The sequence below is a fragment of the Rhizobium sp. BK181 genome (assembly GCF_014193305.1).
Lineage (GTDB): Bacteria > Pseudomonadota > Alphaproteobacteria > Rhizobiales > Rhizobiaceae > Rhizobium.
Genome location: NZ_JACHZA010000018.1, coordinates 32,033 through 56,973, shown reverse-complemented (window position 1 = coordinate 56,973; position 24,941 = coordinate 32,033). Strand labels below are relative to the sequence as shown.

21 protein-coding genes and 3 pseudogenes are annotated in these 24,941 nt (G+C 58.0%); 12 read left to right on the top strand and 12 right to left on the bottom strand.

Annotated elements, in window-relative coordinates; genetic code table 11:
* Positions 1-2: 2 nt before the first annotated feature.
* Positions 3-2,600 (bottom strand): EAL domain-containing protein, encoded by a 2,598-nt coding sequence (locus tag FHT77_RS26290; RefSeq protein WP_183757870.1) that lies wholly within the window; start codon positions 2,598-2,600, stop codon positions 3-5.
* 297 nt (positions 2,601-2,897) lie between these two features.
* On the opposite strand from FHT77_RS26290, the gene FHT77_RS26285 reads away from it, so the two are divergent.
* Entirely contained in the window at positions 2,898-3,128 is a 231-nt protein-coding gene (locus FHT77_RS26285; protein ID WP_183757867.1) for a patatin-like phospholipase family protein, read from the top strand.
* A 315-nt stretch (positions 3,129-3,443) separates the two neighbouring features.
* Here the strand turns inward: FHT77_RS26285 and FHT77_RS26280 are convergent, their stop codons facing one another.
* Complete coding sequence (locus FHT77_RS26280; RefSeq protein WP_183757865.1) at positions 3,444-3,857, bottom strand: response regulator; 414 nt, start codon at positions 3,855-3,857, stop codon at positions 3,444-3,446.
* 285 nt (positions 3,858-4,142) lie between these two features.
* Here FHT77_RS26280 and FHT77_RS26275 point away from each other — a divergent pair, with 285 nt between their 5' ends.
* Both FHT77_RS26275 and FHT77_RS26270 read left to right on the top strand, forming a co-directional pair.
* Positions 4,143-4,814 carry a DUF938 domain-containing protein gene (locus tag FHT77_RS26275; protein WP_183757863.1) on the top strand — a complete coding sequence of 224 codons (672 nt, stop codon included), beginning with the start codon at positions 4,143-4,145 and terminating at the stop codon, positions 4,812-4,814.
* Between the two features lie 541 nt (positions 4,815-5,355).
* Positions 5,356-6,543, top strand: coding sequence for a diguanylate cyclase (locus FHT77_RS26270; protein WP_183757861.1), 1,188 nt, complete (start codon positions 5,356-5,358; stop codon positions 6,541-6,543).
* Between the two features lie 210 nt (positions 6,544-6,753).
* On the opposite strand, the pseudogene FHT77_RS26265 reads toward FHT77_RS26270, so the two are convergent.
* Positions 6,754-7,198, bottom strand: a pseudogene (locus tag FHT77_RS26265) (3-hydroxyacyl-CoA dehydrogenase family protein); the annotation flags it as partial.
* A 229-nt stretch (positions 7,199-7,427) separates the two neighbouring features.
* On the opposite strand from FHT77_RS26265, the gene FHT77_RS32115 reads away from it, so the two are divergent.
* Together FHT77_RS32115 and FHT77_RS32110 are read left to right on the top strand one after the other, a co-directional pair.
* Complete coding sequence (locus tag FHT77_RS32115; RefSeq protein ID WP_310503299.1) at positions 7,428-7,781, top strand: PAS domain-containing protein; 354 nt, start codon at positions 7,428-7,430, stop codon at positions 7,779-7,781.
* 1 nt (position 7,782) lies between these two features.
* Complete coding sequence (locus tag FHT77_RS32110; protein WP_310503300.1) at positions 7,783-8,349, top strand: HWE histidine kinase domain-containing protein; 567 nt, start codon at positions 7,783-7,785, stop codon at positions 8,347-8,349.
* Between the two features lie 1,105 nt (positions 8,350-9,454).
* On the opposite strand, the gene FHT77_RS26255 is transcribed toward FHT77_RS32110, so the two are convergent.
* Genes FHT77_RS26255 through FHT77_RS26245 form a run of 3 tightly spaced genes read right to left on the bottom strand, consistent with a single transcriptional unit; the run spans position 9,455 to position 10,681 of the window.
* Positions 9,455-9,745 (bottom strand): hypothetical protein, encoded by a 291-nt coding sequence (locus FHT77_RS26255; protein ID WP_183757859.1) that lies wholly within the window; start codon positions 9,743-9,745, stop codon positions 9,455-9,457.
* Positions 9,726-10,505 (bottom strand): sulfite exporter TauE/SafE family protein, encoded by a 780-nt coding sequence (locus FHT77_RS26250; protein WP_259131358.1) that lies wholly within the window; start codon positions 10,503-10,505, stop codon positions 9,726-9,728. The genes FHT77_RS26255 and FHT77_RS26250 overlap by 20 nt, the downstream gene beginning before the upstream one ends.
* The gene (locus FHT77_RS26245; protein ID WP_183757857.1) at positions 10,502-10,681 is read right to left on the bottom strand and encodes a DUF1127 domain-containing protein; all 180 of its coding nucleotides are present in this window, start codon (positions 10,679-10,681) and stop codon (positions 10,502-10,504) included. Before FHT77_RS26245 ends, FHT77_RS26250 begins: the two co-directional genes overlap by 4 nt.
* A gap of 178 nt (positions 10,682-10,859) precedes the next feature.
* Here FHT77_RS26245 and FHT77_RS26240 point away from each other — a divergent pair, with 178 nt between their 5' ends.
* The 3 genes and pseudogenes from FHT77_RS26240 (at position 10,860) to FHT77_RS31625 (ending at position 13,685) form a co-directional block, all read left to right on the top strand.
* Positions 10,860-12,203 (top strand): PLP-dependent aminotransferase family protein, encoded by a 1,344-nt coding sequence (locus FHT77_RS26240; protein WP_183757855.1) that lies wholly within the window; start codon positions 10,860-10,862, stop codon positions 12,201-12,203.
* 399 nt (positions 12,204-12,602) lie between these two features.
* A pseudogene (locus FHT77_RS26235) lies at positions 12,603-12,752 on the top strand (SDR family oxidoreductase); the annotation flags it as partial.
* 381 nt (positions 12,753-13,133) lie between these two features.
* Positions 13,134-13,685: pseudogene (locus FHT77_RS31625) on the top strand (integrase).
* A 243-nt stretch (positions 13,686-13,928) separates the two neighbouring features.
* Here FHT77_RS31625 and FHT77_RS26225 read toward each other — a convergent pair.
* Complete coding sequence (locus FHT77_RS26225) at positions 13,929-14,747, bottom strand: alpha/beta fold hydrolase (protein WP_183757851.1); 819 nt, start codon at positions 14,745-14,747, stop codon at positions 13,929-13,931.
* A 256-nt stretch (positions 14,748-15,003) separates the two neighbouring features.
* On the opposite strand from FHT77_RS26225, the gene FHT77_RS26220 reads away from it, so the two are divergent.
* Both FHT77_RS26220 and FHT77_RS26215 read left to right on the top strand, forming a co-directional pair.
* Positions 15,004-15,927: a LysR family transcriptional regulator gene (locus tag FHT77_RS26220; protein WP_183757849.1), complete on the top strand. Its 924-nt coding sequence runs from the start codon at positions 15,004-15,006 to the stop codon at positions 15,925-15,927.
* Between the two features lie 935 nt (positions 15,928-16,862).
* Positions 16,863-17,315 (top strand): hypothetical protein, encoded by a 453-nt coding sequence (locus FHT77_RS26215; protein ID WP_246720187.1) that lies wholly within the window; start codon positions 16,863-16,865, stop codon positions 17,313-17,315.
* Positions 17,316-17,622: 307 nt separating this feature from the next.
* Here the strand turns inward: FHT77_RS26215 and FHT77_RS26210 are convergent, their stop codons facing one another.
* From FHT77_RS26210 to FHT77_RS26190, 5 genes are all read right to left on the bottom strand, one after another.
* Positions 17,623-18,240, bottom strand: a complete 618-nt coding sequence (locus FHT77_RS26210) for a DJ-1/PfpI family protein (RefSeq protein WP_183757845.1) — start codon at positions 18,238-18,240, stop codon at positions 17,623-17,625.
* Between the two features lie 61 nt (positions 18,241-18,301).
* Positions 18,302-19,252: a substrate-binding domain-containing protein gene (locus FHT77_RS26205; protein WP_183757843.1), complete on the bottom strand. Its 951-nt coding sequence runs from the start codon at positions 19,250-19,252 to the stop codon at positions 18,302-18,304.
* Between the two features lie 57 nt (positions 19,253-19,309).
* The gene (locus tag FHT77_RS26200; RefSeq protein WP_183757841.1) at positions 19,310-20,302 is read right to left on the bottom strand and encodes an ABC transporter permease; all 993 of its coding nucleotides are present in this window, start codon (positions 20,300-20,302) and stop codon (positions 19,310-19,312) included.
* Positions 20,299-21,858, bottom strand: a complete 1,560-nt coding sequence (locus FHT77_RS26195; protein ID WP_183757928.1) for a sugar ABC transporter ATP-binding protein — start codon at positions 21,856-21,858, stop codon at positions 20,299-20,301. Before FHT77_RS26195 ends, FHT77_RS26200 begins: the two co-directional genes overlap by 4 nt.
* A 28-nt stretch (positions 21,859-21,886) precedes the next feature.
* Positions 21,887-22,567 carry a GntR family transcriptional regulator gene (locus FHT77_RS26190; protein ID WP_183757838.1) on the bottom strand — a complete coding sequence of 227 codons (681 nt, stop codon included), beginning with the start codon at positions 22,565-22,567 and terminating at the stop codon, positions 21,887-21,889.
* 111 nt (positions 22,568-22,678) lie between these two features.
* On the opposite strand from FHT77_RS26190, the gene FHT77_RS26185 reads away from it, so the two are divergent.
* Positions 22,679-23,713 (top strand): Ldh family oxidoreductase, encoded by a 1,035-nt coding sequence (locus tag FHT77_RS26185; RefSeq protein WP_183757836.1) that lies wholly within the window; start codon positions 22,679-22,681, stop codon positions 23,711-23,713.
* On the top strand, positions 23,710-24,936 hold the full coding sequence (locus tag FHT77_RS26180; protein ID WP_183757834.1) for an iron-containing alcohol dehydrogenase: 1,227 nt from the start codon (positions 23,710-23,712) through the stop codon (positions 24,934-24,936). Before FHT77_RS26185 ends, FHT77_RS26180 begins: the two co-directional genes overlap by 4 nt.
* The last annotated feature ends 5 nt before the right edge of the window (positions 24,937-24,941 follow it).

The following is a 24,941-nucleotide window of genomic DNA, read 5'->3' as shown; positions in this document are numbered from 1 at the left end:
AGCTATGCGGCTTCTTCGCCAGCTTCCTTACCGGAAGCCCAGCGCCCGATGAAGGCGGACAGTTCCAGTGCGGTCACAGGGCGGCTGAAGTAGTAACCCTGCAGCTGGTCGCAACCCTCCTGGGCAAGGAACGCGGCCTGCTCCGGCGTCTCAACGCCTTCTGCAGTCGTGGTCATGTTCAGGCTCTGGCCGAGACTGATGACGGATTTCACAATGGCGCCCGACTTATCCTTGCTGTTCATGTCTCCTATGAAGGACTTGTCGATCTTGATCTTGTCGAAGGGGAACGAATTCAGGTAGCCGAGCGACGAATAGCCGGTGCCGAAATCATCCATGGCAATCTTGACACCCAAGCTCTTGAGGCCATTCAGGATTTCCAAGGCTGCTGATGTGTCGTTGATAAGGACGCTTTCCGTTATCTCGAGTTCCAAGCGCGCAGGATCGAGCCCTGTGCGTACCAGGACCTGGCGCACTGTCTCGACCAGCTCCTTGTTGCGGAACTGCACGGGTGAAAGGTTTACCGCGACGCGCAGTCCATCCCATTCCATGACCTGGCGGCAGGCCGTCTCGAGGATCCACTCGCCCATCGAGACGATGAGGCCGGTTTCTTCTGCGAGCGGAATGAATTCTGCCGGAGACACGAGACCGCGGATCGGATGCCTCCATCGAACCAGCGCTTCCACGGCCGCAACGCCATGCTGTGCAAGATCGATCAACGGCTGATAGTGAATCTCGAGTTCGTCCTTCAGGACCGCCTGGCGAAGATCATATTCGAGAGTCTTGCGTTCCTGGAGTTCGGCATCCATCTGAGCCTCGAAAATCCGGTAGGTCGCCCGACCACCCTGCTTGGCTCGGTAAAGTGCGATGTCCGCACTTTTGAGCAACCGTTCCGGATCGGCATCATCCACGTTTGCAATCGCGATCCCGATACTAACTCCGACATGAAGATCCTGCCCTTCAATGATGAAAGGCGCGCGGACGACATCGATAAGTTTTCGGCTGAGTTCTTCGGCTTCCAGCGGTTGGTTGAGACCGATCTGGATGATCGCGAACTCATCACCGCCAAGTCGGGCGACGGTGTCATTCTGGTGTACGCATGCCCTCAGCCGTCCCGAAAGTTGCTGAAGCAGGAGATCTCCAGCACCGTGGCCCAAGGTATCGTTGACTTCCTTGAAGTGATCGAGATCGAGGCAGATCACCGAAACTCTCGCGGTCTGCTCGGCATTCGACGTAAGAGCAACATTCAGACGTTCCCGGAACAGAACGCGGTTCGGAAGTCCAGTCAGGGCATCGTGGTGCGCCAGATGGCTTGCCCGTTCCTGGGCTTCCACTTCTTCGGTAATGTCTGTCGCTGTCCCCCTGAAACCAAGGAATTCCCCTGTCGTGCCAAGGATAGGACGACCGGCCAATCTGGAGATGCGGATGTGACCCTTTGCGTCGCGATAGCAGCAGCGAAGATCTCTGAACGAGACGTGCTCATCAGATCCCTCGACCAGCCGCTTCCAACCGTCAGAGTCAGCGTCACTTGAAAAGAACTGACCGAGTGTCTTCCCGAGAACATCAGAGGCGGGCAACCCGGTGACATCGGTAAAACGTGCCGAGAAGTAGACCAGTTTGAGCGAATGGTCGGTTTCCCAAATCCAGTCGGACGATGCTTCCGCCACGTCCTTGAACCTTACTTCGCTCTCCTTCAGCGTCTGAGCATAGGCTTCCACGGTTTTGGCGGAATCCTCCAATTCCTTCGTCGAACGCCTGGCATTGCGCACGACAAGAGCTGAAAACGCCGCCAGAACTGCAAGCACCAGACATAGCGGGGGCAGGATAAACTGCAGGAGCTGGTATCCCGGCTTTGCGGGTGACCAGGTAATCGCTCCGAGGAATACCCTGTCTTGCGTCAGCAATGGTATAGACGCCTCCGCTCCACCGGCCTCATGAAGCGAGATCTTCAAGTCGGAGAGTAAGTAGTCTCGTCCCATGCGGTCCAGGAAGCTCTGGTCGAGCCGCTTTGCGAAAGCCAGCATCGTAAGTTTGCGCGGATTAACCGTCGATCGATCAATCGAGGGAGGCAACAAAGCGCTGGCCGCAACCAGGTAGACATTGTCCCCTGATTTGATCAAGCTCGTAACCGGGTCAGTCTGTATGGCAGCGACATGCAAGAGATCACGCAATCCACGTGGCATCAGCTTGAGGGCATCAACCTTCTGCGGAACGCCCTCGATCACTGCGTATACGGTGTTTTCGTTGGCATCGACAGCAAAGGCCATCTCGTAGCCCAGGCCTTCAAAGATATTCGCCCCGATATTCCCGTCGGTTGCCGCCCACTCCAGGTTGCTCTTGTCGTGCAGGTTTTTGTATGCGTCCTCCCAAACCGCATAGTCCCGCAGATTGCGCGCGACCTCGCGCGCCTTGACCTGGAGAGCCGTAGTTGCAAGCTTGGTGGATGCTTCGACTTCAAGGCTGTTTTGCTGACGCGCGGATAGAACAACAATGGCAATGACAATCGTAATTGCCACGATGAGGATCCCAGCCATAGGAAATACGATCCTGCGGTTGAAATCGCGACCGAAAAAGTTGGCCGTATGGGGAACGAAGGCGCGCATCTTTTCCTCATGAAGTTTTCTCAAAACTACGAGTTGAGATACAAATTCTCAGTTAACTAGAATTGTAACTTTTCGCGTTGGTTAACAATATATGGATCTGATTTCCCCGCGTGTTTTATTCCATTAAACCACTGAAATATGGTGGCATTTGTCTCTGGCTACGCCGCAATATTCGCCATGATCTAGAGATGCTGAAATGGGAAGGGCACCATACCACTAAGACCAAGCAGCAATTCCAACGCGAACATGTCATCCGGCGAGAGCCTATAGCCATCGATCTCGCCCTGCAAAGTGGCGGTGCGCTCGGGCGTTCAGCTGGGGGTAATCGAGCGGATCATCGACGAGGCCGGCCTGGTCATTTCAAGCATTACCGGCACATCCGCGGGGGCGATGAATGCGGTCGTTCTTGCCCACGGCGTTGCGCTGGACGGGGAGAAAGGGGTAATGGCGGCGCTCGAGACATCCTGGCGCCGCGTCAACGGGATAGCCGGCTTTAGCCCTTCCAGCGCACCGCACCTGACGTTATGAGCGTTGGCCCGGAACGCGGTGACAGCGATCGGAAACCGGTTGGGATCGTTTTGACGATCACGCGTTGGATTGCCTACGCCCGCGCCATTGACGTGCGCTATCGACGATGTCATCGCATGTTAACGGTCGGTTCTTCCCGGCTCCAGGCGATGCCAAGCCCGATCCTGATTTAAAGTCGATGCCCAGGCCATCTCGAGCGGGGTAAAACAGGCTGCAGAGCAACCCTATGCGACGTCCCCGCGAATTACGGCAGCTGAACGATTTGTCGCAAAGGCCTTCGCGGTTTTCATTTTATAAGCTTGAGCGGGTCTTCCCCTAAATCCGAACGGTCGAAACAGGTGTGTCAACTCCCAGCAGGAACCGGAAGCATTTAATCGCGTCCTCAGGTTCATATGGCTTACTCAGGAACCGACAGCGTGGGGGAAGCGAAGACTGCCGGAGACTAACGACTCCCGATGTTATGACAATTGCGAGATCCGGTCGCTCACGATGAATGCGAACAGCAAGAGCAACTCCGTCAAGTGGACCTGGCATGTTTACGGCGGTGAACACAAGCCCGATGTCAGTTCGCCGGTCGAGAATACTTAGCGCTTCTAGTGCGTTTATCGCAGGGATCGCAGCGAGGCCCGTGCATGCCAACTGAGCCGCGATGCGAGAGTACAGATCCGCATCGGGTTCGACGATAAGAATCGCGCCGGCGAGTTCGGGTTGAATGTCTTTCTGTTTCAACGCAGTCCCCCGGGTGCATTGTTCTCCTTGCTCCGATCGGGAGCAACGGAAGGACGTATTCAAACCAGCAATCTAGAGGCTCGCATTTTGCTTTCCCACGTCGACCATACTTCAATTACGCCCAAAATAAATGCGACTTTATGCAGACCAGTTATGCGCTATGCATTCACCGAATAACATGGTTCATAGAATTGAACCTCCACGGGGCCGCGTTAGACCAAGTGGTTTCAGTCCCATCGTTTCAGCTATAAGGTGGGAGACAACGCCAAAGTGGATTCAAGACCCATGCCCGCAGAGAAGGACGACCGTTCGCCTGTTGCACTGGAACAGCGCGACGTAAGCGCCGACAAGCGCATGTTCTCGCCTTCCGTTGCGCGAAATTCGGCGCCGATCCTCACGGCCCTAAAACGTGTCCTTCCAACACATGGCGCTGTGCTGGAGATTGGTTGCGGGACTGGCGAGCACGCCGTGTGTTTTGCGGGAGCAATGCCCAACCTCACCTGGCTGCCCAGTGATCCGGATGCCGACGCTCGCACCAGCACGTCTAGCTGGAGCAAATTCGCAGGGCTGAAGAATGTGCTGGCACCGCGGGATATTGATGTGTGCTCAGGACAATGGGACGTCGAACAAATGGGGGCTTTTGACGCCATCGTGTCGATCAATATGATCCATATCGCGCCATGGGCGGCAAGCTTAGGATTGTTCGCAGGAGCTGGCCGTTTGCTTCGCGCTGGTGGGCTTCTTGTTCTATACGGCCCGTTCATGCGCGACGGCGCACACAACGCCCCCTCGAACGCTGCTTTCGACGCGGCTCTAAAGGAGCGCAACCCATCCTGGGGTGTGCGTGATATCGCTGATCTTGAACAAGTGGGCGAGGCCGCTGGACTTAGTCTCAGAGAGGCGATCGAGATGCCTACCAACAATATGTTGCTGGTCTTCTCCAGCGGCAGTGCCTGAACGACAATCGTCCCAGGCCCCGGAAGATCGGGTACCACAAACGTGCCAGCGGGTGCCCTGCAACAAAAAAGCAAGGACGCGTCGTGTCAGTCGCCACTGAACCGAATGCAAGCCGTGCCAAGGAGTTGCGCTCGGTTGCAGCCTTTGGTCAGCGGATCCTGGAGGGCGTCATGTCCGCTTCGCCGCAACGGCGGCCGATGGCTCCACACTATGGACGTGAAGCCGTCATTAAAACATGCTCATCGCAAACCTCCGAAAGAGGCTCGACAGCGGACGAGCTCTCGAAGGTCCCGCCGGAACAAAACCTGAGAGCCCGTCATTCGCCATCCAGTGCAGTTGAAAGGATTCTAGCCAGCGCCCCGCGTTTGTCTTATTGCGGCTGCGGATCCAGTCCCGCTATGAAGCGAGACTGGATCGAGTGAAGTGACCTGGATCGCCAGGGTGATAATGCGACCTCGGGCAACGATCGCTATTTGGTGTTTCACAATTTATTAGGACACTTGTACTGAAGCTTCGGCCGGGCTTGTAGTGGGATGTGGCAATGGTGAACGGAGCAGTTTTCTTCCTTGTAGTGAACTTCATCATCGCGATCTGCTTTGCACTGGTTTTCGCCGTCGTGGCAGTGCGCAGCCGATCGCGTCAGGCCGCACTGTGGTTCTCGGCGGGTTTCGCTGTCGCTTCACTTTCCGCCATTAGTGAACTCCTTGTTGCATACACAGACTTGCCGCGACTCTTCGCCGTTCTGGCCTTTGGAAGCGTGCTTGGGGGGATGATCCTTCTACGCGTGGGTATCGGCGAGCTTTATGACGTCCGAATAGCACCGCTCTGGGCCACATTTTTTTTCGCAGCTTGTGTCGTACTCGATCTCGTTATCTATGGTTTGCCGCGTAGCACGCTTCGGCACGCCATATCTTATCAAACACCGTTTGCCCTGGTCGTTCTCGCCAGTGCTGTGGCGGTCTTTGCTTCAGCGCGCCACGCGAAGATCGATCGGGTCCTCGGCTTTCTGCTCGTTGCAACCGGTCTACATTTCTTTGCGAAAGCTGCGCTGGCGGTGACCGCGGGTGCTGGTACCAAAGCCGCCGATTACGTTCACACGAACTATGCAGTGATTTCTCAGGGATCGACTGCGGTGTTGATTGTAGCGGTGGGTCTGACACTGCTTTCGGTGCTCGTCCTCGATATCATGGCTGACGAGCGCAGCAATTCCGAAAGGGACATGCTTTCGGGTCTTGCCAACCGCCGAGGCTTCGAGAATGGTGTCTCCGCTGCGCGCCTGGTTGCACCTGCTGTCCTACATTCTGTCATGATCTGCGATATCGATCGCTTCAAAAGTATCAACGACACGTTCGGACACCATGCCGGGGACCAAGTGATCCGAGCCTTTGCCGACCTCCTGAAATCCATAGCCGAGCCGGATTTTATCGTCGGGCGTATCGGCGGGGAGGAGTTTGGGGTGTTTATGCCGAACACCACGGTCGATGCGGCCATGCTATTTGCCGGTGTTGCGCGGCGCGAGACGATGGCAATCACTGTAGAGGGTTTGCCTAAGTCGCTAACCGTGAGCGCAAGTTTCGGTGTCGCGGAAGTCGTCGCCGGGGAGAGTCTTGACGACACAATGCGCCGGGCCGACATGGCGCTTTACGAAGCAAAGCGAGCCGGAAGAAATTGCGTTAGACAGGCTCGAAGTGCCCGTTCTGCGTCGCCGGATATTCGGGTGGTGTCGTGAAAACGGGCTGTTCAGGCCAGACTATTTCTAGCCCTTAAAGTTGCCTGCTTTTGGAGCCTGCGTGAGACAGTAGCGGCATAGTCCGAAAAGCGCTATCAGTGGCCGGAATGGCCGGCAGAGACATATTTTACGATTACAGCAGAAAACGGAGCGAGTAACGACGTGCTCTTGGTGGCAGGACTGCCGTGGCGATGTCCACCCGCTAAATTGGCGGCTTGGCACCGGCACATCCCCGCGATAGTCGTAAAATCCTTTCGCCGACTTTCGTCCGACCCAGCCGGCTTCGACGTATTTGACCAGCAGGGGACTGGGTCGATATTTGCTGTCCGCGAGCCCGACGCGCACTAACTCATAACGGAGAGGCAGGTGTCCAGACCGATGAAATCGGCAGGTTCGAGCGGTCACATTGGGCGATCGGCACCCAGCCGCATACTGTTGTCGATTTCGCGAACTGAGTTCGCCCCCTCGTGCAGAGCGTAGACCGCTTCATTGATCATTGAAATGAGGTCCGATGCACGGTGAAGCCCGGATAGTCATCTACGACCACAGCAGTTTTGCCGAGTCGCTTGATGACGTCATAAACCGTCTCGAATGTTTCTCTGCTGGTCGCATCGCCCCGGATCAGCTCCACCAGCTGCATCGCAGGTGCCGGATGGGGGTCGCAAGGGCGGCCCGGCTGTTCACATTTCAGCCATGCCTTGTCGAACAAAAAAAGAAGTTCATTTTCTCGAAGCGTTTCGGCGAGGCGGAGGCAGATGCCCCTATAGCCAGCCGTTGTTCAGACGCCGTACAATGATGCCGTCGTGAGTGAGCTGATCACATGGGCCGATCAAAGCCCAAAGGATGCCATATACGGGAAGCCGCGAGCGCGGAGGAATACGCATGTGGTCGACACGATGACGCAACCGGTCGTCGTCATCGATCAGAATTTCTGCGTGACGACAGCCAACAATGCGTTCATAGAAGCCTTCGGGGTCGACAGGGACGACATTCTCTCAGAAAATATCTTCTCTCTCGGAAACAGACAGTGGGACATTCCCGAACTCCGACAGCTCGTTTCCGCTGTCGTTCCTCGGGCGGCCGCGATCATCGGCTTCGAGGTGAGCCACGACTTTCCGAACATCGGGCCACGGACCTTCCTCCGTGGACGCGCGGCGGCTTATCCATTCCGACGACAACAGCCGCAATATCCTAGTTATGTTCGAGGACGTGACGGAACGCCAACGTCACGACGCTGAAATGGACTTCATTGTCGCGGAAATGCGGCATCGAATGAAGAACATGTCGGTTGTTGTCCGATCCGTCATCACGAACACACGGGCCGATCAGCCTGATGCGGCGAACTTCAAAGAGGCTTTGCTCGGTCGCCTCGACGTGACGTTCAAGGCGCAGGACATCGCCGCCCGTTCCGAGACTGCCGATTTCGAATTCCTCATCAGGGAGTCGATCAGCATCGGAGTTTCGAAACGGCTCGATTGCTCAGGTCCGACCGTCGAGGTGCCAAGCGCGAAAGTGCTTCCAGTCAGCATGATTTTCCACGAGCTTTCCACCAACGCGATGAAATACGGTGCGATATCCGAGCCGCAAGGTCGCATCCACGTGAGCTGGGAGTTGGAAACCGGAACGCGAGGGCGCCAATTGATCGCCTGTCAATGGCGCGAGAAAGGCGGGCCACCTGTTTCGGATCCGCAGCGGAGGGGCTATGGGAGCGAACTGATCGAAGGGCTCAGCGTCCACATCGCAGGATCGGTGGAACTTTCCTATCCCGCTGAGGGTTTTATCGCTCTAATCAAGATCCCGGTGTGAGAAATGTGAGCGCCCCCGAGGAAGTGGAAACCACGGCGACAGCGTTCTCGTGGTCGAGGACGAGGCGGCAGAAGGTCACGCCAGTGGCGGTGGAGCTTGAGAAGCGAGGCATCCCCTTTGTGCTTGCAACCGCATCCGCAGCGCACGAACTGGCTCCCTTCCCTATCCTCGCCACCGCGTTGAATGTGGGAAAGCCCACCGATTAAGGTCAACTTGTCCGAGCCATTCGTAAGCTGATCGACGGCTAGTAGGGATCGCGCCACTTACCGACAAGCACCTTCCGCACTTGCCAACCGCGATCAGTGAGCGAGACGGCTGTCCAGAGATTGAGGGTTCATGGCGAACCGCGACTTGCGCGCCGCGTTAAGCTACATGTTTCATCTGCGCGCGTAGCTTCTTGCGGAAGACCTAGGCCGGCGTCCGATGGCCGAGACATTCGCCCGGTGTCGCATCGAGCTGATTGCTGATCTCGGACTTCGAGTTTTCTTCTGGATCGCGCCGAAGACCTGAGACATGGCGACCAGCACGACCTGCGCATCGACGAAGTCTTCGAGCTTCAGCTTGAGATCCTTCGCCAGTCGCCGCTCATTGCTGCGGCTCCGACTGGAGGCAACTGCCATTGCAGCGATGCGTCTGCACGTGGAGCGCGACCCCATAGTGGCAATCTCTTTAATTCTCGAATCCCGTCATAGCCCTGCTGTGCAGGCATCCGACTAGAACTTGTCATTCTGTGCACACCTTGAACAGCTTGTCCTTCACTGAGAATAACTCGGTGACCGAGCATCTGCCCCGTTAGACCTTCGGCAAGAAACATATTCGGCGACTATCATATTTGCCGCATCGGTCACGGACCAACCGCTCTTCACGATCAGGTCAGTTGCGAAGGTACCTCATGAATTGGTCGCCTGAAATTTTCGGTCGCGACTGCATCGATTGCCGTGTCATTGCGGCACCGTTCGCTCGATAGCGGACTCGGAATTTCTCCACTTCGATCCAGAGCAACTGGACTTCGGGTGAAAGCAGGACATGTTTTCTTCGCTTGAAAAAGCCGAACATCTCCACCTCGCGTATGTCTCCAAAGCATTCGCGTCCATCATTTCGCGGTCTATGGATTTGCCTTGAGATAGACAATCAGGTCTTCAATTTCGAAACCCCAGAGGCCCGAAAACGAATCGTGGTGCCAGACACCTTCCTGCTCGGCTTCGAAAGGAATCCCCACAAATCGATGACCGTCCAGACCAACCCGTCCTCTCCCGCCTTCCGCATCGCCGGGAATAGTTGTATCCCGCGAGACCGCCTGCCTTTTTCCGACGACGTTCTTGAGCGACGGACGGAAGGACATCGCCACCACATCGACCCTCACCTCCTGGTGATCTTCATACCAGATACCCGGCAACACCGTCCCACAGAAGCTTCACAGCAGTCACAGCAAGCAGTGCGTAGCATGCGCGGAAGATCTGGCGTTGATCGAGACGTCCATGAAGTCGCCAGCCCATTCCGACACCACTGGGAACCGCGAGCAAGCATACGGCCATTAGCACCAGGTCAGCACCTTCCGGCCGCACCAGCATCAACCACGGAACGGCTTTGGTGGCATTGCCGACCGTGAAGAAGAGGCTGGTCGTTCCCGCATAGACTTCCTTGGTCAAACCGAGCGGCAGCAGGTACATCGCAAGCGGCGGTCCGCCGGAATGAGCAACCATCGTGGTGATGCCCGACGCCAGCCCGGCTGCAACAGCCTTGGGTGTCGATCGAGGCCGAATGGAAACGCCGCCGCCTCCCGCGAGCCACAGCCCAACGAAGATCAGTGTGACGACAGCCATGACGATTTCGATCGCATGATGGTCGAGAAAGCGGAAAAGCAGATATCCGCTCCCGATTCCGACAATAAGTCCGGGAAGCAACGGGGCGAGATCCTGCCGCGACCACGTGTTTGGCTTCCAATAGCGGAGCGCGTAGAGGTCCATGGCGACAAACAGGGGAGCGAGCAGGCCACCGGCGGTTACCGGATCCATCACGAGCGACAGGAGCGGGATCCCGACAATAGCGAATCCTCCTCCGAACGCCCCTTTCAGGAAGCAGATCAAGAAGACCCCTGTGAAAGCGACCAGAACGGTCATCAAGGTCAGATCTGCAGCGATTGGCTGGGTGGTCACGACCTCCTCCCTCGGCTGTAGGCATGCACCTGGCCGAAGGCTGCGGCCTCGATTTCAGAGCGCGCAAGACCGATGTCCTTCAGAGCATCGTCGTCAAGTTCGCGAAGCTTTGACACCGCGATACGACGCCCGTAGTGGCGCAGAACCTTCCTGAATGCTGAGAGCACTGTGATCATTTCCATTCTCCATCGGTTGACCCGCTGCAACGCGAGGCCGTCGTCGCTTCCGCTGGTCGAGATCGGCAGGCGGCCTGGAATGATTGCGGTTGTGATAGTGCCCCGCGCCACCGGTTGACGAGGGCATTATGCTCCGATACTATATCGGTACAATAAAAACATTGATCTCGGAGCAATGATGGCGAATTCCGAATATCTGAAGCTCGCCGACACGATCGCCGCGCAGATCGCCGCCGGGGCTCTTAAACCTGGCGATCGCCTGCCACCGCAGCGAGCATTCGCGTATGAGCGTAAGATTGCTGTCTCCACTGCAAGCCGGGTTTACGCAGAGCTTCTGCGCAGAGGACTGGTCGTTGGCGAGGTCGGTCGAGGCACGTTCATATCCGGTGAAGCGAGGCGGGGCGCCGCCGCACCGGGCGAACCCCGCGACGTTCGGATCGATCTCGAGTTCAACTACCCCACCCTCCCCAACCAAACGGCCATCGTCGCCAGGAGCCTGGAGGGACTGGGTCAGCCTGCGGCGTTGGAGATTGCCTTGAGACAAGCGACCAGCGTCGGCACCCGTGGAATACGCGACGTCGCGGCGGCCTATTTCGCGAGAACCGAGTGGTCTCCGAACCCGGAGCAACTCGTATTCACTGGCAACGGCCGCCAGAGCATCGCGGCGGCGCTAGCGGCCGTTGTTCCGAACGGCGGACGATGCGGCGTCGAGGCCCTGACCTATCCATTCATAAAGGGCGTCGCGATCCGACTGGGCATCTCGTTGGTTCCGGTCGCGATGGATTCTTCGGGCTTGCGTCCAGACGCGCTACGCAAGGCGCACGAGGAGGCAAACCTGTCGGCAATCTATGTTCAGCCAGCAGTGCACAATCCTTTGGGAACGACAATGCCGGCTTCCCGTCGACGCGATCTCGTTCGCGCCGCCGATGAGCTTGATCTTTGGATCGTCGAGGACAATGTGTACAGCTTTCTCGAGGACGAGCCGCCACTTGCCAGTCTCTCTCCGGATCGCTGCATCGTCGTCGACAGCCTTTCCAAGAAGATTGCACCGGGGCTCACCTTAGGGTTCATCGTCCCCCCGCCTGCGCTGCGCGAAAGCGTGATGGCGGCAGTGCGCTCCGGAGGCTGGACCGCATCGGGCTTCGCATTCGCTGCGGCGGAGCGTCTGATGACGGACGGGGCTGCCGCAGAACTTGCGCGCCTGAAGCGTGGCGACGCGCAGGTACGCCAGGCGCTCGCCGCCGAGTGTCTCGCGGGGTTCGACTTCCAGGCCAATCCGAACTGTTATCATCTGTGGCTGACGCTGCCGCAGCACTGGCGCTCCCAGAGTTTCGTGGCGGCCGCAGCCCGTCGCGACATCGCATTGACCCCGTCGACAACCTTCGCCGTCAACCCCGGCCACGCGCCTAACGCCGTCAGGCTTGCCCTGGCGGCGCCTTCAATCGATCAGCTCGAGACGGGACTCCGCACGCTTGCCGCCCTACTCCGGTCCAGTGACCACGATCTCGAAGCGACGGAGTGAAGAACTTCCAGTCGATTAACTCGACACCTTGGCTGGAGTTGTCAGCTTACACGTTCGGTCGTTCGTGCCGGTGGCAGAAGCTGCCATTTGCCTGGCATTGGGAGAAGTCTGTTTATCGGGCCTCATGTGCCGCCGGCCGCCCAATGCCGAGTGATCGCCGCAAGTGGCCGAATCCCTCATGGGGGCGAGCACCACGCTCGAGCCTCCCTTCGATTGACGTTTCCTGCTTTGTCCTCCGATCTTGGGTCGCGGCAAATTCACGCGCAGCTTGGATGAACGCTGTGAAAGCCGCTGGCGGATTCTGTAGTACAACGCTAGTGGTGCTAGAGAGGGTGGCCAGTCTCTAAGGACGCGTATCGCCGAGGAAGCCGGCTCAGCTATGACGCGGCGATCCAGGTGATCATGAACTCGCTTGGCGGCATACCGCTCGGACGACCGGCCAAGCCGGAAGAGGTGGCGGACCTGATCGCCTTCCTGGCATCTGATAGAGCGTCATCGATCACCGGCACCGAGCATGTGATCGACGGTGGGACCGTGCCCACCACCTAAAGCACGTGCGTACCGTACCGTTCGGTGTGTGGACATGACCTGTCTGAGCTACGGTAAATGTCACCAAAGGTCGCAAACGCCTCCGCGATTTGGCGAAGTGCTCGTGCATAGGCATCACTTGCCCCATTGGCCAAACGCCGGCCTGCGCAATGATGCGGCGGTGGGCCGTAGAGGCGCGTAGCCGCATAATGGTAACTTCTTGGTCTGTAAACCTGGCGCTCACATGACTGCAATGATGGCGGAAGTGATCATTGAGCTCACCTGTTCTGTGGTTGCAATTCCATCCGGGCCCCAACTCCGGTCAGTCTATTTCCGGCCGCGTCATAGAACCGAGAGCTCTGCGTTCTCCCTCTGGCCAATGGTGGCCATAGGAGAACTGAAATGGGTATCTCACAATACGATCCTGCTGCACTGGGTCGACCTGCTTGGAACGCAGGCAAGCAAGTTGGCGTCAAGAAGCCCCTGAAGCAGCGCAAGATCTGTGCAGTGTGCTTCTTTCTCGACCGAGAAGGAAGGATGCGAGATCGAGCGCGTTCGATCTCGCCATCGACAGCGAGCTCCGCGGCTGCGATTTGCCAAAAATCAAAATTGGGACCCTCGTCACGTGCCACGAAATTCGAACTCGAGCGATGGTCGTTCAGAAGACCGGCCGCACGGGGAGGAACAGTCGATGACTATGTCTCTCCCCAGTCGAGTCGACCACCCGATCATCTCAGCACACGGCAACATGCCAGACTGGTCGATGAGTGGGTCACTGGGATTTGGCTGCGTCGGCAAGATCACGGCACGCATTCCCTTCGACGAACGAAGGCTGCCTTGATCCAAGGCCAGTGGCAACCTCCGAGCGATCCAGATCCTGCTTGGCCATACCAAGATTACTCAGTGAGGTATCTCGGCGTTGACATAGACCTCGCCGAGCGCACGGAGATCTAAAAATTTGCAGCACCGTACCGGGCGATGCCGTTCGTGCATAATCGAGCGGCACCGTCGATTCGAGGAAGCGACGGTGCCGCCGGCATTTCAGCCGTTCGGACACGATGGCCAGGTCCCAAAGGCTGCCATCGAGTTGAGCGCAATAAAACCCGAAGATGGCAGCAATGCTGGCATGTCAATGGCAACAGGTGTCACCCGGCACTCCCGGGTGACAGGTTGAAGGCCGCGGTCCGGTCGATGTCGTCAAGACCTGATGAACGAGAGCAGGTCGGAGTTGAGGACATCCGCATGTGTTGTCAGCATGCCATGGGGGTATCCTGGATAGGTCTTCAGCGACCCGTTCCTGAGCAGGTCGACCGCACGCGGCACGGAACTCGCAAAGGGGACGACCTGATCGGCCTCGCCATGCATCACCAATACCGGCACGGTAATCTTCTTGAGGTCTTCCGTATAATCTTCCAGCCAAGAGTCGACAGTCGCGTAGTGAGCCAGGGCCCCCCCGGTCATGCCCTGACGCCACCAGTTTGCAATGATCGCCTCCGAAGCCTCGGCCCCGTCCAGGTTGTAACCGTAGAACGGGTTTTCAGGGACGAACCGGAAGAACTGCGAGCGGTTGCCAAGCACGCCCGCGCGGATCGCTTCGAACCACTCCGGCGGCTGACCGGATGGGTTGTCCTCGCTCCGGTACATGTTCGGCGTCAGGGAAGCGACGAGTACCGCCTTCGAGACCCGCTCCGGGTGGCGGGCGACATAGCGAGCTACCTCGCCGCCACCCGTGGAGTGGCCGATGTGGATCGCGCCGCGCAGGTTGAGGTGCTCAGTGAGGGCCGCGAGGTCGGCAACCCAGTGGTCCATGTCGTTGCCGGTGCCGGGCTGGTCGGACCGGCCGTGGCCGCGCCGGTCGTGGGCGATCACCCGGTACCCGGCTTGAAGAAAGAAGGTCATCTGAGCGTCCCAGTCGTCCGCCGACAGCGGCCAGCCGTGGCTGAAAACGATCGGCTGGCCTGAGCCCCAGTCCTTGTAGAAGATGTTTACGCCGTCCGTGGTAGTGATTGTAGGCATGGTCTCGCTCCATCCGTGCTGTTAACTCATTTAAAGTCATAATTGCTCAACTAGAGCCACTCACCCACGCGCGCTGAAATAAACAACGCAAGATTGTCAGGAATACCTCATCTTTCCTTTCGACTCGCGAGCGAAATACTCCGGTGAGGCGTGTTCGATTGTATCCCGAAATTGCGACATTGATTAAATCCTACTTTTATCAAAGACAAATACCTTGTACGTTCGAGCTATGCCTTGAAGGTATAGCGAAGACCCGATGGAACTGAGGCATTTGCGCTATTTTGTTGCTGTTGCGGAGGAGGGAAGCTTCCTGACCGCAGCCGAACGGCGGCTTCACACTTCCCAGCCTTCACTCAGCAGGCAAATTCGCGATCTTGAAACCGAAGTCGGTGTGAAACTGTTGGAACGGCAGTCGCGCGGCGTGACGCTCACCGCTGCCGGTAAAGTGTTTCTTGATCACGCGCGGCTGGCGTTGTTGCAAGTCGAGGCCGCTGCGGAAGGAGCCCGGCGGGCAGAACGGCCAGAAAAACAGTCGTTCGCTATCGGTTTTCTCGCAGGCCAAGAGGTCGTGTGGCTACCCCATGCATTGCGCATCATTCATGAGGAAGCGCCGGGGGTTGATATTATATTGTCTAGCCAGTCTTCCCCAGACCTTGCTCTGGCACTGATGCGAGGCAAGCTGGACGTCGCTTTCCTTCGCCCCGAGACGCAGAGTCTTGGTGTCTCCTTCAAGTTTTTAGCTAAGGAGCCACTGATCGCCGTGATGCCGGCGGACCACCGCTTGACGTCGCGTAAAAAGATCCAGCCCCAGGACCTTGCGCGCGAAACTTACGTGAGTTCGGCTAGAATTTCTCCCGTATTGCAATCGGTAATCCAAGATTACGCGTCGAGCGTCGGGATCACACTCGAGGCAGAGTACGAAGGCGAAGGCCTACCATCAGCAATGTCGCTCGTCGTGTCTACAGGTGGAATAACGCTTATTCCGCTTTATGCGCAAAATATGCTGACTCCAAATGTCGTTGCTAGAGCACTTGAGGGTGTGCCTCCGACAATTGATCTCACCTTAGGATACAACGATTCAAATTCCTCACCTTTGCTCCGCCGATTTTTGTCTCGTTCTGATGAACTAGTCGCGAACGTACAGAATCAGAGCATCATCCGCTATGCTGAGGTTCCATAGTAGAGATCAAGCTTTGTCGGAGGGGCGCCGCATCCAGAACTGACGGACTGGTTTTAGGGACATTTTCCTTTCGCCGATGTCGGTTTACAGTCGAATGCCGACTTTGTTCACGGACCCTGCCGACCGCAAACGATCAGGACTATGTTGAGATCAATCTTGCAGATATTGGCGCGGACTTTGTCGCGACCTCGATCACCTAGGCCGCCCGTTGCGGCTTGAAAGTGTCGATGCCGGTACGCCTCAAGACCTTGGTGCGTGAGATTGCCCCCGCGGCCGTCTGAACTTCTCAGATTGATGCTTCGCACTTGTTGCTGGAAGGTGATCCCGTCCCATGATGACGGCAATGGGCCGCCCTTAGATCTACAGAAATCGGTTCCGCCGTCAGTATTTGCGTTCGCTGTTGCTGTGGGGGCCCGTTATTCCTGGACCGGCCTAGAGGCTCATCTCACCCCGTGATGGGCCTTGTTGCGTCAGCACCCCTTGGTCACCGGCTCTCTGGTGTGTTTGCTTTGAGCGACGTAACGTTCGTTTCGTCGACTAAGAGCTTCCGCCCTCGACCTTCGTAAGAGAATGTCGCCCGCTTAAGCGCCCATTTCAGAAGCTTTCGACGCGTGTTGGCGACCCTATCGGCATGGACGAGAGGCGTCGCCATGGCGAGGGTCAAGCAGCTCCCACAGCTTTGACGACCTCCGGCGTCCGCCCAGACGCGCGGGAGCGCCAGCTGGTTGCCCTCCCTGAGCGCCTTGCCGACAACCGCGATCTTTCATGGCATGTGGCGAGATGCCGAATCTCGCGGACGCGATGCTGGCGCCGGTCGTGACGCCTGTCTGCAGGATTGACGCTGCAAGGCTTCGATCCCGAGCCGCAGCACGACTAAAGAGGGCACGGGAACTGTTGGATACGCACATCGTTATTGTCGGACCATGGAGGACAAAATGTCGAACGTTTCGAAGACTGGTACCGACGAAGTCAACAATGCGACCAATCCCAATACATTTGGACGTTCAGTGGAGAGCCAGGCTCAAATCGCCGACGCTGCAGCGGCGGGGGCGTCCGGGGATGCTGGTGAGACGCTTCGAATCTATCGTCTGGAGCCGATCGCCGAGCCAGATGATCCGCGTTGGGGCAATTCGCCAGGACATGACGTAGTGATTGTCGCCGCAAGAACGGCGGGGGATGCGCGGATCGTCGCGGCGAGCCGTGAACTAGACTTCATGGAGGTTGACGCCGCGCCCGCAGATGACGTTACCACGGTCAACGCGAGCGCATTTCGCGACGACAAGCTCTACACGGTGATCGAGATCGACAGAAACCGCACCGATGTCTCGCGCGGCGTCTTGGAGGGGGAGATTTCGGTGGAAACGATCCGGCCAGTTCAGCCCGACTGACGATGGAAATAGCTCTTCAAACGAGTTAATTGGCGCTGCTCGAGGCCTCTCGCCTCGAGCGCTATCACGCACTGGACAGTGTTTAGGGCGCTTTCGAACTCGATGAATACTTCGTCCCCACTGAACTTGATGATCAATCCGTGGTGAGAGGGTCAGACAGCGTTCCCATGGGCGTGCCTCCATGTGAATTCTCCTATCCGATCGAACCCGACCCCAAAGATGAGGTCGCTTTTCTTTCTCATGATTGGAAGGCCGCCAACATGGCAGCCTTAAACTTAAGATCTATAGGTCAGCAAAAGTTTGCCGGTTATTCCGCAGCCTGTGCCACGTCGTCACGATGATGAATTTCAGTCCCAAGGACCTTCAGGCACTCGCGAATGAACGCCGCAAGTGCTGTCCATCCCTTCGCCGAAACCATAGTTCCATCAACGAGTGCCTCCGTCGGCGACAGATCGACGTAGGTGCCACCGGCGAGTGTCACTTCAGGCTCGCAAGCGCCAAGAGCACCAACCCGCTTGCCGCGCACGACCCCGTCGACGGCGATCAGGATCTGGACCCCATGGCAGATCGTGAAGATGGGCTTCCGGGTCTCGTGGAAATGGCGAACCATCGCCTGGACGCGCTTGTCGGTGCGGATGTATTCAGGACCGCGCCCGCCCGCCGCGTAGACCGCGTGGTACTGATCAATTTGCGCCTCGGCTTCCGAGAAGGTCTTGTTGATCGTGAAAAAATGGCCGAGCTTCTCGGTGTAGGTCTGGTCGCCCTCGAAGTCGTGTAGCGACGTCTTGATCAGATCCCCTGCCTTCTTGTCCGGGCAGACCACATGCACCGTATGGCCGACCGCTTCCATCGCCTGCTGGTAGACGAAGATTTCGTACTCCTCGGTGAACTCGCCCGTCAGCATCAGTATCTTCTTGCCTGGCATGATTTTACTCCTCTTAGGTCATGCGATGGGGCGGCGCTGGCCGCCCCGGTGACGTTGATAATCAGAACGGAGAGTCCGGGAAGTAGTATTCCTTGGCATTCTCCTGGGTGATAAGCGGCGCATCCAGCTTGACCGCTCCACGCACGGGCGCCTGGCCGACGAGGTTGGCGACCGTCATGTAGATCGCAGTCTTGATCATGGCAGGCGGGTAAGGCGTCTCGACCGGGGTCATTGCGTCACCGTCGATGACCTTTTTGACGATGTCCTTCATACCGTTACCGCCGAGCGCCAGCTTGATGTCCTTGCGACCTGACTCCTTGACGGCCTCCAGTACGCCAAGCAGCATGTCGTCATCGTTTGCCCATACAGCATCGATCTTCGGGTACTTGGCAAGATAGTCCTGCATGAGTTTGAAGGCTTCATCGCTGTTCCAGTTCGCGTACTGGATGTCCAGAACCTTGAGATCGGTGCCCTTGATGGCATCCTGAAATCCTTGGATACGCTCATCGTCAATCACGGTCGGAATGCCGCGTAGCACGACGAGATTGCCTTTGCCGCCGAGCTTTTCGATCATGAACTTCGCCGTGTTACGGCCTACGGCGATGTTATCGCCCGCCAGATAAAGGTCCTGGATGGACGGGTCGTTAAGACCCCTGTCGACGACGGTGATGAACGTCCCCGAATCCTTGACGGCCTTCACAGGCGTGGTCAGTTCCTCGGACGTGTAGGGCAGGATGACCAGCGCATCGAGCTTGCGGCCTGCCGAGAGATCTTCAAGCGCGCTTACCTGTGCGGTTGCCGAGGGCGAGGTCTTGACGACGACTTCGACGTTGGGAAACGAAGCGTTGATTTCCTTGGCTGCCGCCTGAGCGTGATAAACGATACCTGCCGTCCATCCGTGATCGGCTGCGGGGATCGAAACCGCGACGACCTTCTTGTCGGCGGCAAATCCATGACTTGCAATGAACAAAGTACTCACGGCCGCGGCCGCTATCCATTTCGTAGTAGACATTCCATTCCTCCCAGAATTTGGACCGAAGACCGTGAACCCGTGTGGTCCTGACACGGATTATTTCGAAAACCTTTGAATGAGCATGGCGATAATAATGATGACGCCCTGGACACCAGCTACGAGGTATTCCGAGACGAAATCGGAAAGCACCATCAGGTTGGCGATGAGTTCAAGAATGACCGCGCCCGCGACCGTTCCCCAAATGTGTCCCTTGCCGCCCCGCAGCGCTGTTCCGCCGATCACCACCGCGGTGATGACCTGCAGTTCCCAAAGAACACCTGTCGTCGGAGTGGCTGCTCCGAGTCTCGGCACGTAGCAGATGGCGGCGATTGCAACGCAGGCACCCTGGATCGCGTAGGCGATAGTGCGGGTCTTAATGATCGAGATGCCGGAGTAGCGCGCGACGTCCTCGTTGGCGCCGACGGCTGCGCATTTGCGCCCGTACTTCATCTTGTAGAGGATGAAGGATGCGATCGCGGCAACTGCGAGCGAGATCACGATAGGCAGTGGTATACCTGCGACCGTCCCGAAATACACCGGACGGTAAGCGTCGCGTAGGCTCCGGTCGATCGGGATCGTGCCTCCGTCCGACATGTAGGTAATCAGCGCCCTGAAAATGCCCATCGTGCCGAGCGTGGCAATGAACGGCTCGATCTTCCCGACAGTGACGATCAGGCCATTCATGAGGCCGCAGAACAGCCCCACGGCTACAGCCACGACCATGCCAGCCGGGATTGCCGACACCCCCCACTCCGGGGCCATCCGGTTCATGAACATGATGGTGATTCCGGTGATGAACGCGGCCATTGATCCGACGGACAGATCAAGCCCACCCGAGGAAATCACGAACGTCGCGCCGACGGCGATGATGGCGATGAAGGCGCTTCTCGTGATGACATTGCCGAGGTTGGTCGCGGACAGAAAGTCCGGATTGATCGCAAAGCCGATCACCATCAGCACGGCCAAAGCGACAAAGGGTCCGACGTCGGCCCAGCCGATATTCCATTCCCGCTCCGGTCTAACCGAAGTGGAGCCTGTTAATACGGTCATCTTGTTCCTCTCTGAACACGTTCAGCGGCATCGCTCGTCGCCAAGAGCGCGACATTGTGTTCTGTCATCTCTTCGCCAGAGACCTCTCCTGCGATGCGCCCTTCCCGCATCACAAGGATCCGATGGCAGATGCCGATCAGTTCCTGCATCTCCGACGAGATGACGATGCAGGTCTTGCCCTGCGAGACCAGCAGCTGAATGAAGGCGTAGATCTGCGCCTTGTTGGCGATGTCGATGCCGCGCGTTGGCTCATCGATCACGACGATCGACGGTGCGGTCAGCAGTACCTTGGCGAGCAGCAGCTTCTGCTGGTTGCCGCCTGAGAGCTGGCCCGCCTGGACCCTCGTACTCTTGAGGCGAATATCGTATTGCTCGATTGCGTCAGCGAGCGCGGCCCGCTCGCGGCGACGGTGCATCAGGAGCCCGGGGTGAAAGCGACCGAGAGCCGATAACGTCAGGTTAGGCGCCAATCCTTCCCGCAGAAGAAGACCTTTTCCCTTTCGGTCCTCGGTCAAATACCCGATGCCCGCATCGAGTGCTGCCCGCGGCGAATGGATGTCGATGGGCTTGCCCAGCAACTCAACCACACCTTTTGCCGGGCGCAATCCCATGATGCCTTCGAACAGTTCCGTCCTACCGGCACCGATCATCCCGGCAAAACCCAGTATCTCGGACTTGCGCACCTGGAAGGACACGCCCTTGACGAAACCTGGCACCGAGAGGTCTCGAACAGTCAGTTCCACGCCGCTTGACGCCTTTACCCGCTTGGGCGGATAGAGCGCGGCGAGATCGCGGCCGACCATCAGGCGAGCCATGTCCATCTGGCTTAGGGTGTGGCCGGGATAGCTGCCAACCATCTTGCCGTCACGTAGCACCGTTACCTTGTCGGCCAGGCGTTGCACCTCATCGAGCCGGTGGCTGATGTATAGAATTGCGGTGCCTTGTTCTTTCAGTCGCATGATGATCGAAAGCAGACGCTCGACCTCTTCCTCGGTGAGGACTGCAGTCGGCTCGTCGAAGATCGCAAGCTTGTAATCGTCGAGAAGCGCGCGGGCGATTTGAACGAGCTGGCGATCAGCGAGCGATATGTTGCGCACCAGCGCGTTGGGTGACGCATCACAGCCGAGTTCGGAGAGCTTCTCCCTGGCGATACGACGCATGGCCTTGTCGTCGACGACGCCGTTTCGCATCCGCTCACGACCGAGGAACAGGTTTTCTGCAACGGTAAGCGCGTCAGCGAGCAGGATCTCCTGGTGGACAAGAACGATACCTGCCTGTTGAGCCTGCTCCGGCCTGGAGAACCGGACCGCACCATCGCTCATGGAAAGCGACCCGGTGCTCGGTTCGGCGTAGCCCGACAAGAGGCGCATGAAGGTCGACTTGCCAGCACCGTTTTCGCCGATGACCGCGTGGATCTCACCCGGGAAGATTTCGAGGGAGACATCAGATAGAACCGTAACTGGTCCGTACTGCTTGGAGACACCCTCGGCGCGCAGAACGGGAGCGCGCGCAACGCTGTGGGTCTCAGTCGCCGAGGCCCCTCCGTTTCGTTCCATGCTCACAACGCTCGACATCGGCGGCCTCTTAATCGAACGCGGGGAGCAGTCGGTCACGTGAGTGCTCGAGATGGACACGCATTGCCGCTTCGGCTGCGGAAGCATCGCCCGCAGCGAACGCGGTGATCAGAGCCTCATGTTCATCTAGAGCCTCCTCGGTGACCCGAGAGTGAAACATCAATCGGAAAATGTGAAAGTGCGTGTGTTGATGGTTCAGCGTCTCGCGAATGAGCTCGTTTCCAGCGATTTCGAGAATCTTGTCGTGGAAGAGCGCGTCCTGGCGAGCGAAGGTCGAATAGCGCAGTCGTTCGTCGCCGCCGTCCCGGCGGCCCATCACACCTGCGGCCTCTTTAAGTGCGGAGAGCTTGTGCTCATCCATGACAGATGCAGCCTTGGCTGCGCTCGCAGGCTCAAGCAGCAGACGGAGCTGATAGAGTTCATCAAAACGCCTGCGAGCGATCTGAGGCGCTGCGCTGTATCCGATGAGATGGGTCTTAACCACAAGCCCTTCTCCCTCAAGGCGACCGAGCGCCTCGCGGATAGGGGTTTGCGATACGTTGAGTTCACGGACGAGGTTATCGACGGTGATCCTTGCGCCTGGGGCAATCTTCAAGGACATCAACTGGGCGAAGATCGCGTCATAGACACTGCCTGCGAGGCTGTTGCTCCGCTGAATGAATCCACTTGGGTCGGGCGCTTCGTTCAACATCGTTATATTCCGGTCCTGCATTATTTTTTGCCTCTTGACACAAACCATCGCTAACACGATGCTCCGCGATATGCAATCCCATATCCTATAGGATTTTATATCGGAGATGTTGTGAGGGTAGATAAAGACGGCGCCATGGCGTTAGCAACACGCCTCCTTGCGGACCGCGGAACACCTGCGGCCCACGCTGCAATGCAGGCACGCGTGCTGGTGGAAGGGGAGCTGAAAGGCCATCCCTCCCATGGCCTGCAGCGGCTACCGCGTATCTTGTCCCGCATTGAGCGCGACCTTATCGATACATCGGCTGCGGGAATGCAAAACTGGCGCTCGTCCTCTTTCCTTGAGGTTGATGGCCAGAAAGGACTGGGACCGGTCGTCGCCCATGCCGCGCTCGAGCGGATCGCTGACAAGGCTCGTGCAACTGGCATTGCAGTTGCTGGCATCCGCAACTCCAACCATCTTGGCATGCTTGCGCACTACGTCGAATGCGTGGCCGATCGCGGCCAAATCGGCATTGCCATGTCCTCGAGCGAAGCGCTTGTTCACCCCTATGGAGGGACGCGCGCGCTCCTCGGAACCAACCCGCTCGCGATCGCTGTTCCCACGGCCGGAAGGCCGCTCATTGTCGATCTGGCAACCGGTCTCGTTTCAATGGGCAAGATCCACCATCATGCTGCCAACGGCGTCGCCATTCCTCAAGGTTGGGCTCGCGACAGCAACGGAAAGCCGACCACGGATGCCGCAGCTGCCACAAGGGGTTCGATCGCGCCTTTCGGCGATGCAAAGGGGTACGCTCTCGGGATAGCGCTCGAGCTCCTCGTCGCCTCGATCGCTGGTTCGGCGCTGGCTCCCGACGTGCGCGGCACGCTCGACGCCGACAATATCTGCAACAAGGGAGATGTGCTGATCGTCATTGACGTTGCTGCAGAGCCAGCCCTGCTCCGGCGCTTCAGTGACTATCTCGAGCGAATCCGAACTTCCATCCCCGCTGATCCTTTGCGCCCCGTCACAGTTCCCGGCGACGGCGCATCGTCGCGGTGTGAACAGGCGCACAAGGACGGGATCGAGATCAGCCCCAAACTGTGGGACGAGCTCAACGCACTTTCCTACTCGAACAAACCACTTGCCAGAGGACATCGACAATGACCCTTTTCGCCGCCATCCGGCTTCCCCGCGAAATTCTTTTCGGCAAGGGGCAGCGCCATGCTCTCCCCTCAGTTGCGACTAAACTAGGTCAACGCGCACTCATCTGCACGGACAAACGGTTTGCTGGCTCGCCCGTCTTCGGCGAGATCGTCAAGTCGCTGGAGGCTGCGAACATTGCAGTGCTGATTCATGATGGTGTCCAGCCTGACGTCCCCGCAGCTACTGTCTCGACATGCGTCGAGGACGCGAGCAGCTTTGATCCCGATCTGGTGATCGGGATCGGCGGAGGAAGTTGCCTTGATATGGCAAAGTGTGCGGCCCTGCTGCTCACCCACGGCGGAGCGTTGAAGGATTACTACGGCGAGTACAAGGTCCCAGGTCCCACTATCCCCGTCATTGCCGTGCCAACAACGGCAGGAACGGGATCAGAGGTCACACCCGTTGCGGTCATTTCCGACACCGACCGCACGCTGAAGGTCGGCATATCCAGCCCATATCTAATCGCGGCCGTGGCGATCTGCGATCCGGAACTGACGATGACCTGCCCTCCCGGACTGACCGCAATCGCCGGAGCCGACGCCCTGACCCACGCTATCGAGGCTTTCACTGCGGCTCGCAGAGGCACCGATCCCGCTTTGGCGCAAGAACACGTCTTTATCGGAAAGAGCGCCCTCACCGATCATTTTGCACTGTTGGCAATCAAGCTTCTGGGGCGCAGTCTCGAAAAGGCTTGCAAGGATGGCTCTGATGAAGAGGCCCGAGCCGATGTCATGATGGGAGCGTTGGCAGCGGGTTGTGCCTTCGGGACAGCAGGGACCGCAGCGGCTCACGCCGTCCAATACCCAGCCGGAGCGCTGACCCACACCGCGCACGGCCTCGGTGTTGCAACCATGATGCCGTACGTGATGAACTACAACAGGTCGGTTTCCACCTCCGAAATGGCCGATATCGCTGAAGCGCTTGGGCTTGATCGTGAGGGTGCCGATCCAAAACAGCTTGCCGTCGCCGCGATCGAGGAAATTCGCAGGCTGTTCGCAGCGATCGGTATCACCCCCACCCTTGCCGATCTCGGGCTGGCAGCCGACAAGCTCGACTGGACGGCAGAACAGGCCTTCGGCATCGACAGGCTCATCAAGAACAATCCACGGCCGTTCGATCTCGATGCAATGAAGCGTCTTGTAAGAGCAGCTTACGACGGCGATCTCGAAGCCTCCGCAATCTGAACATC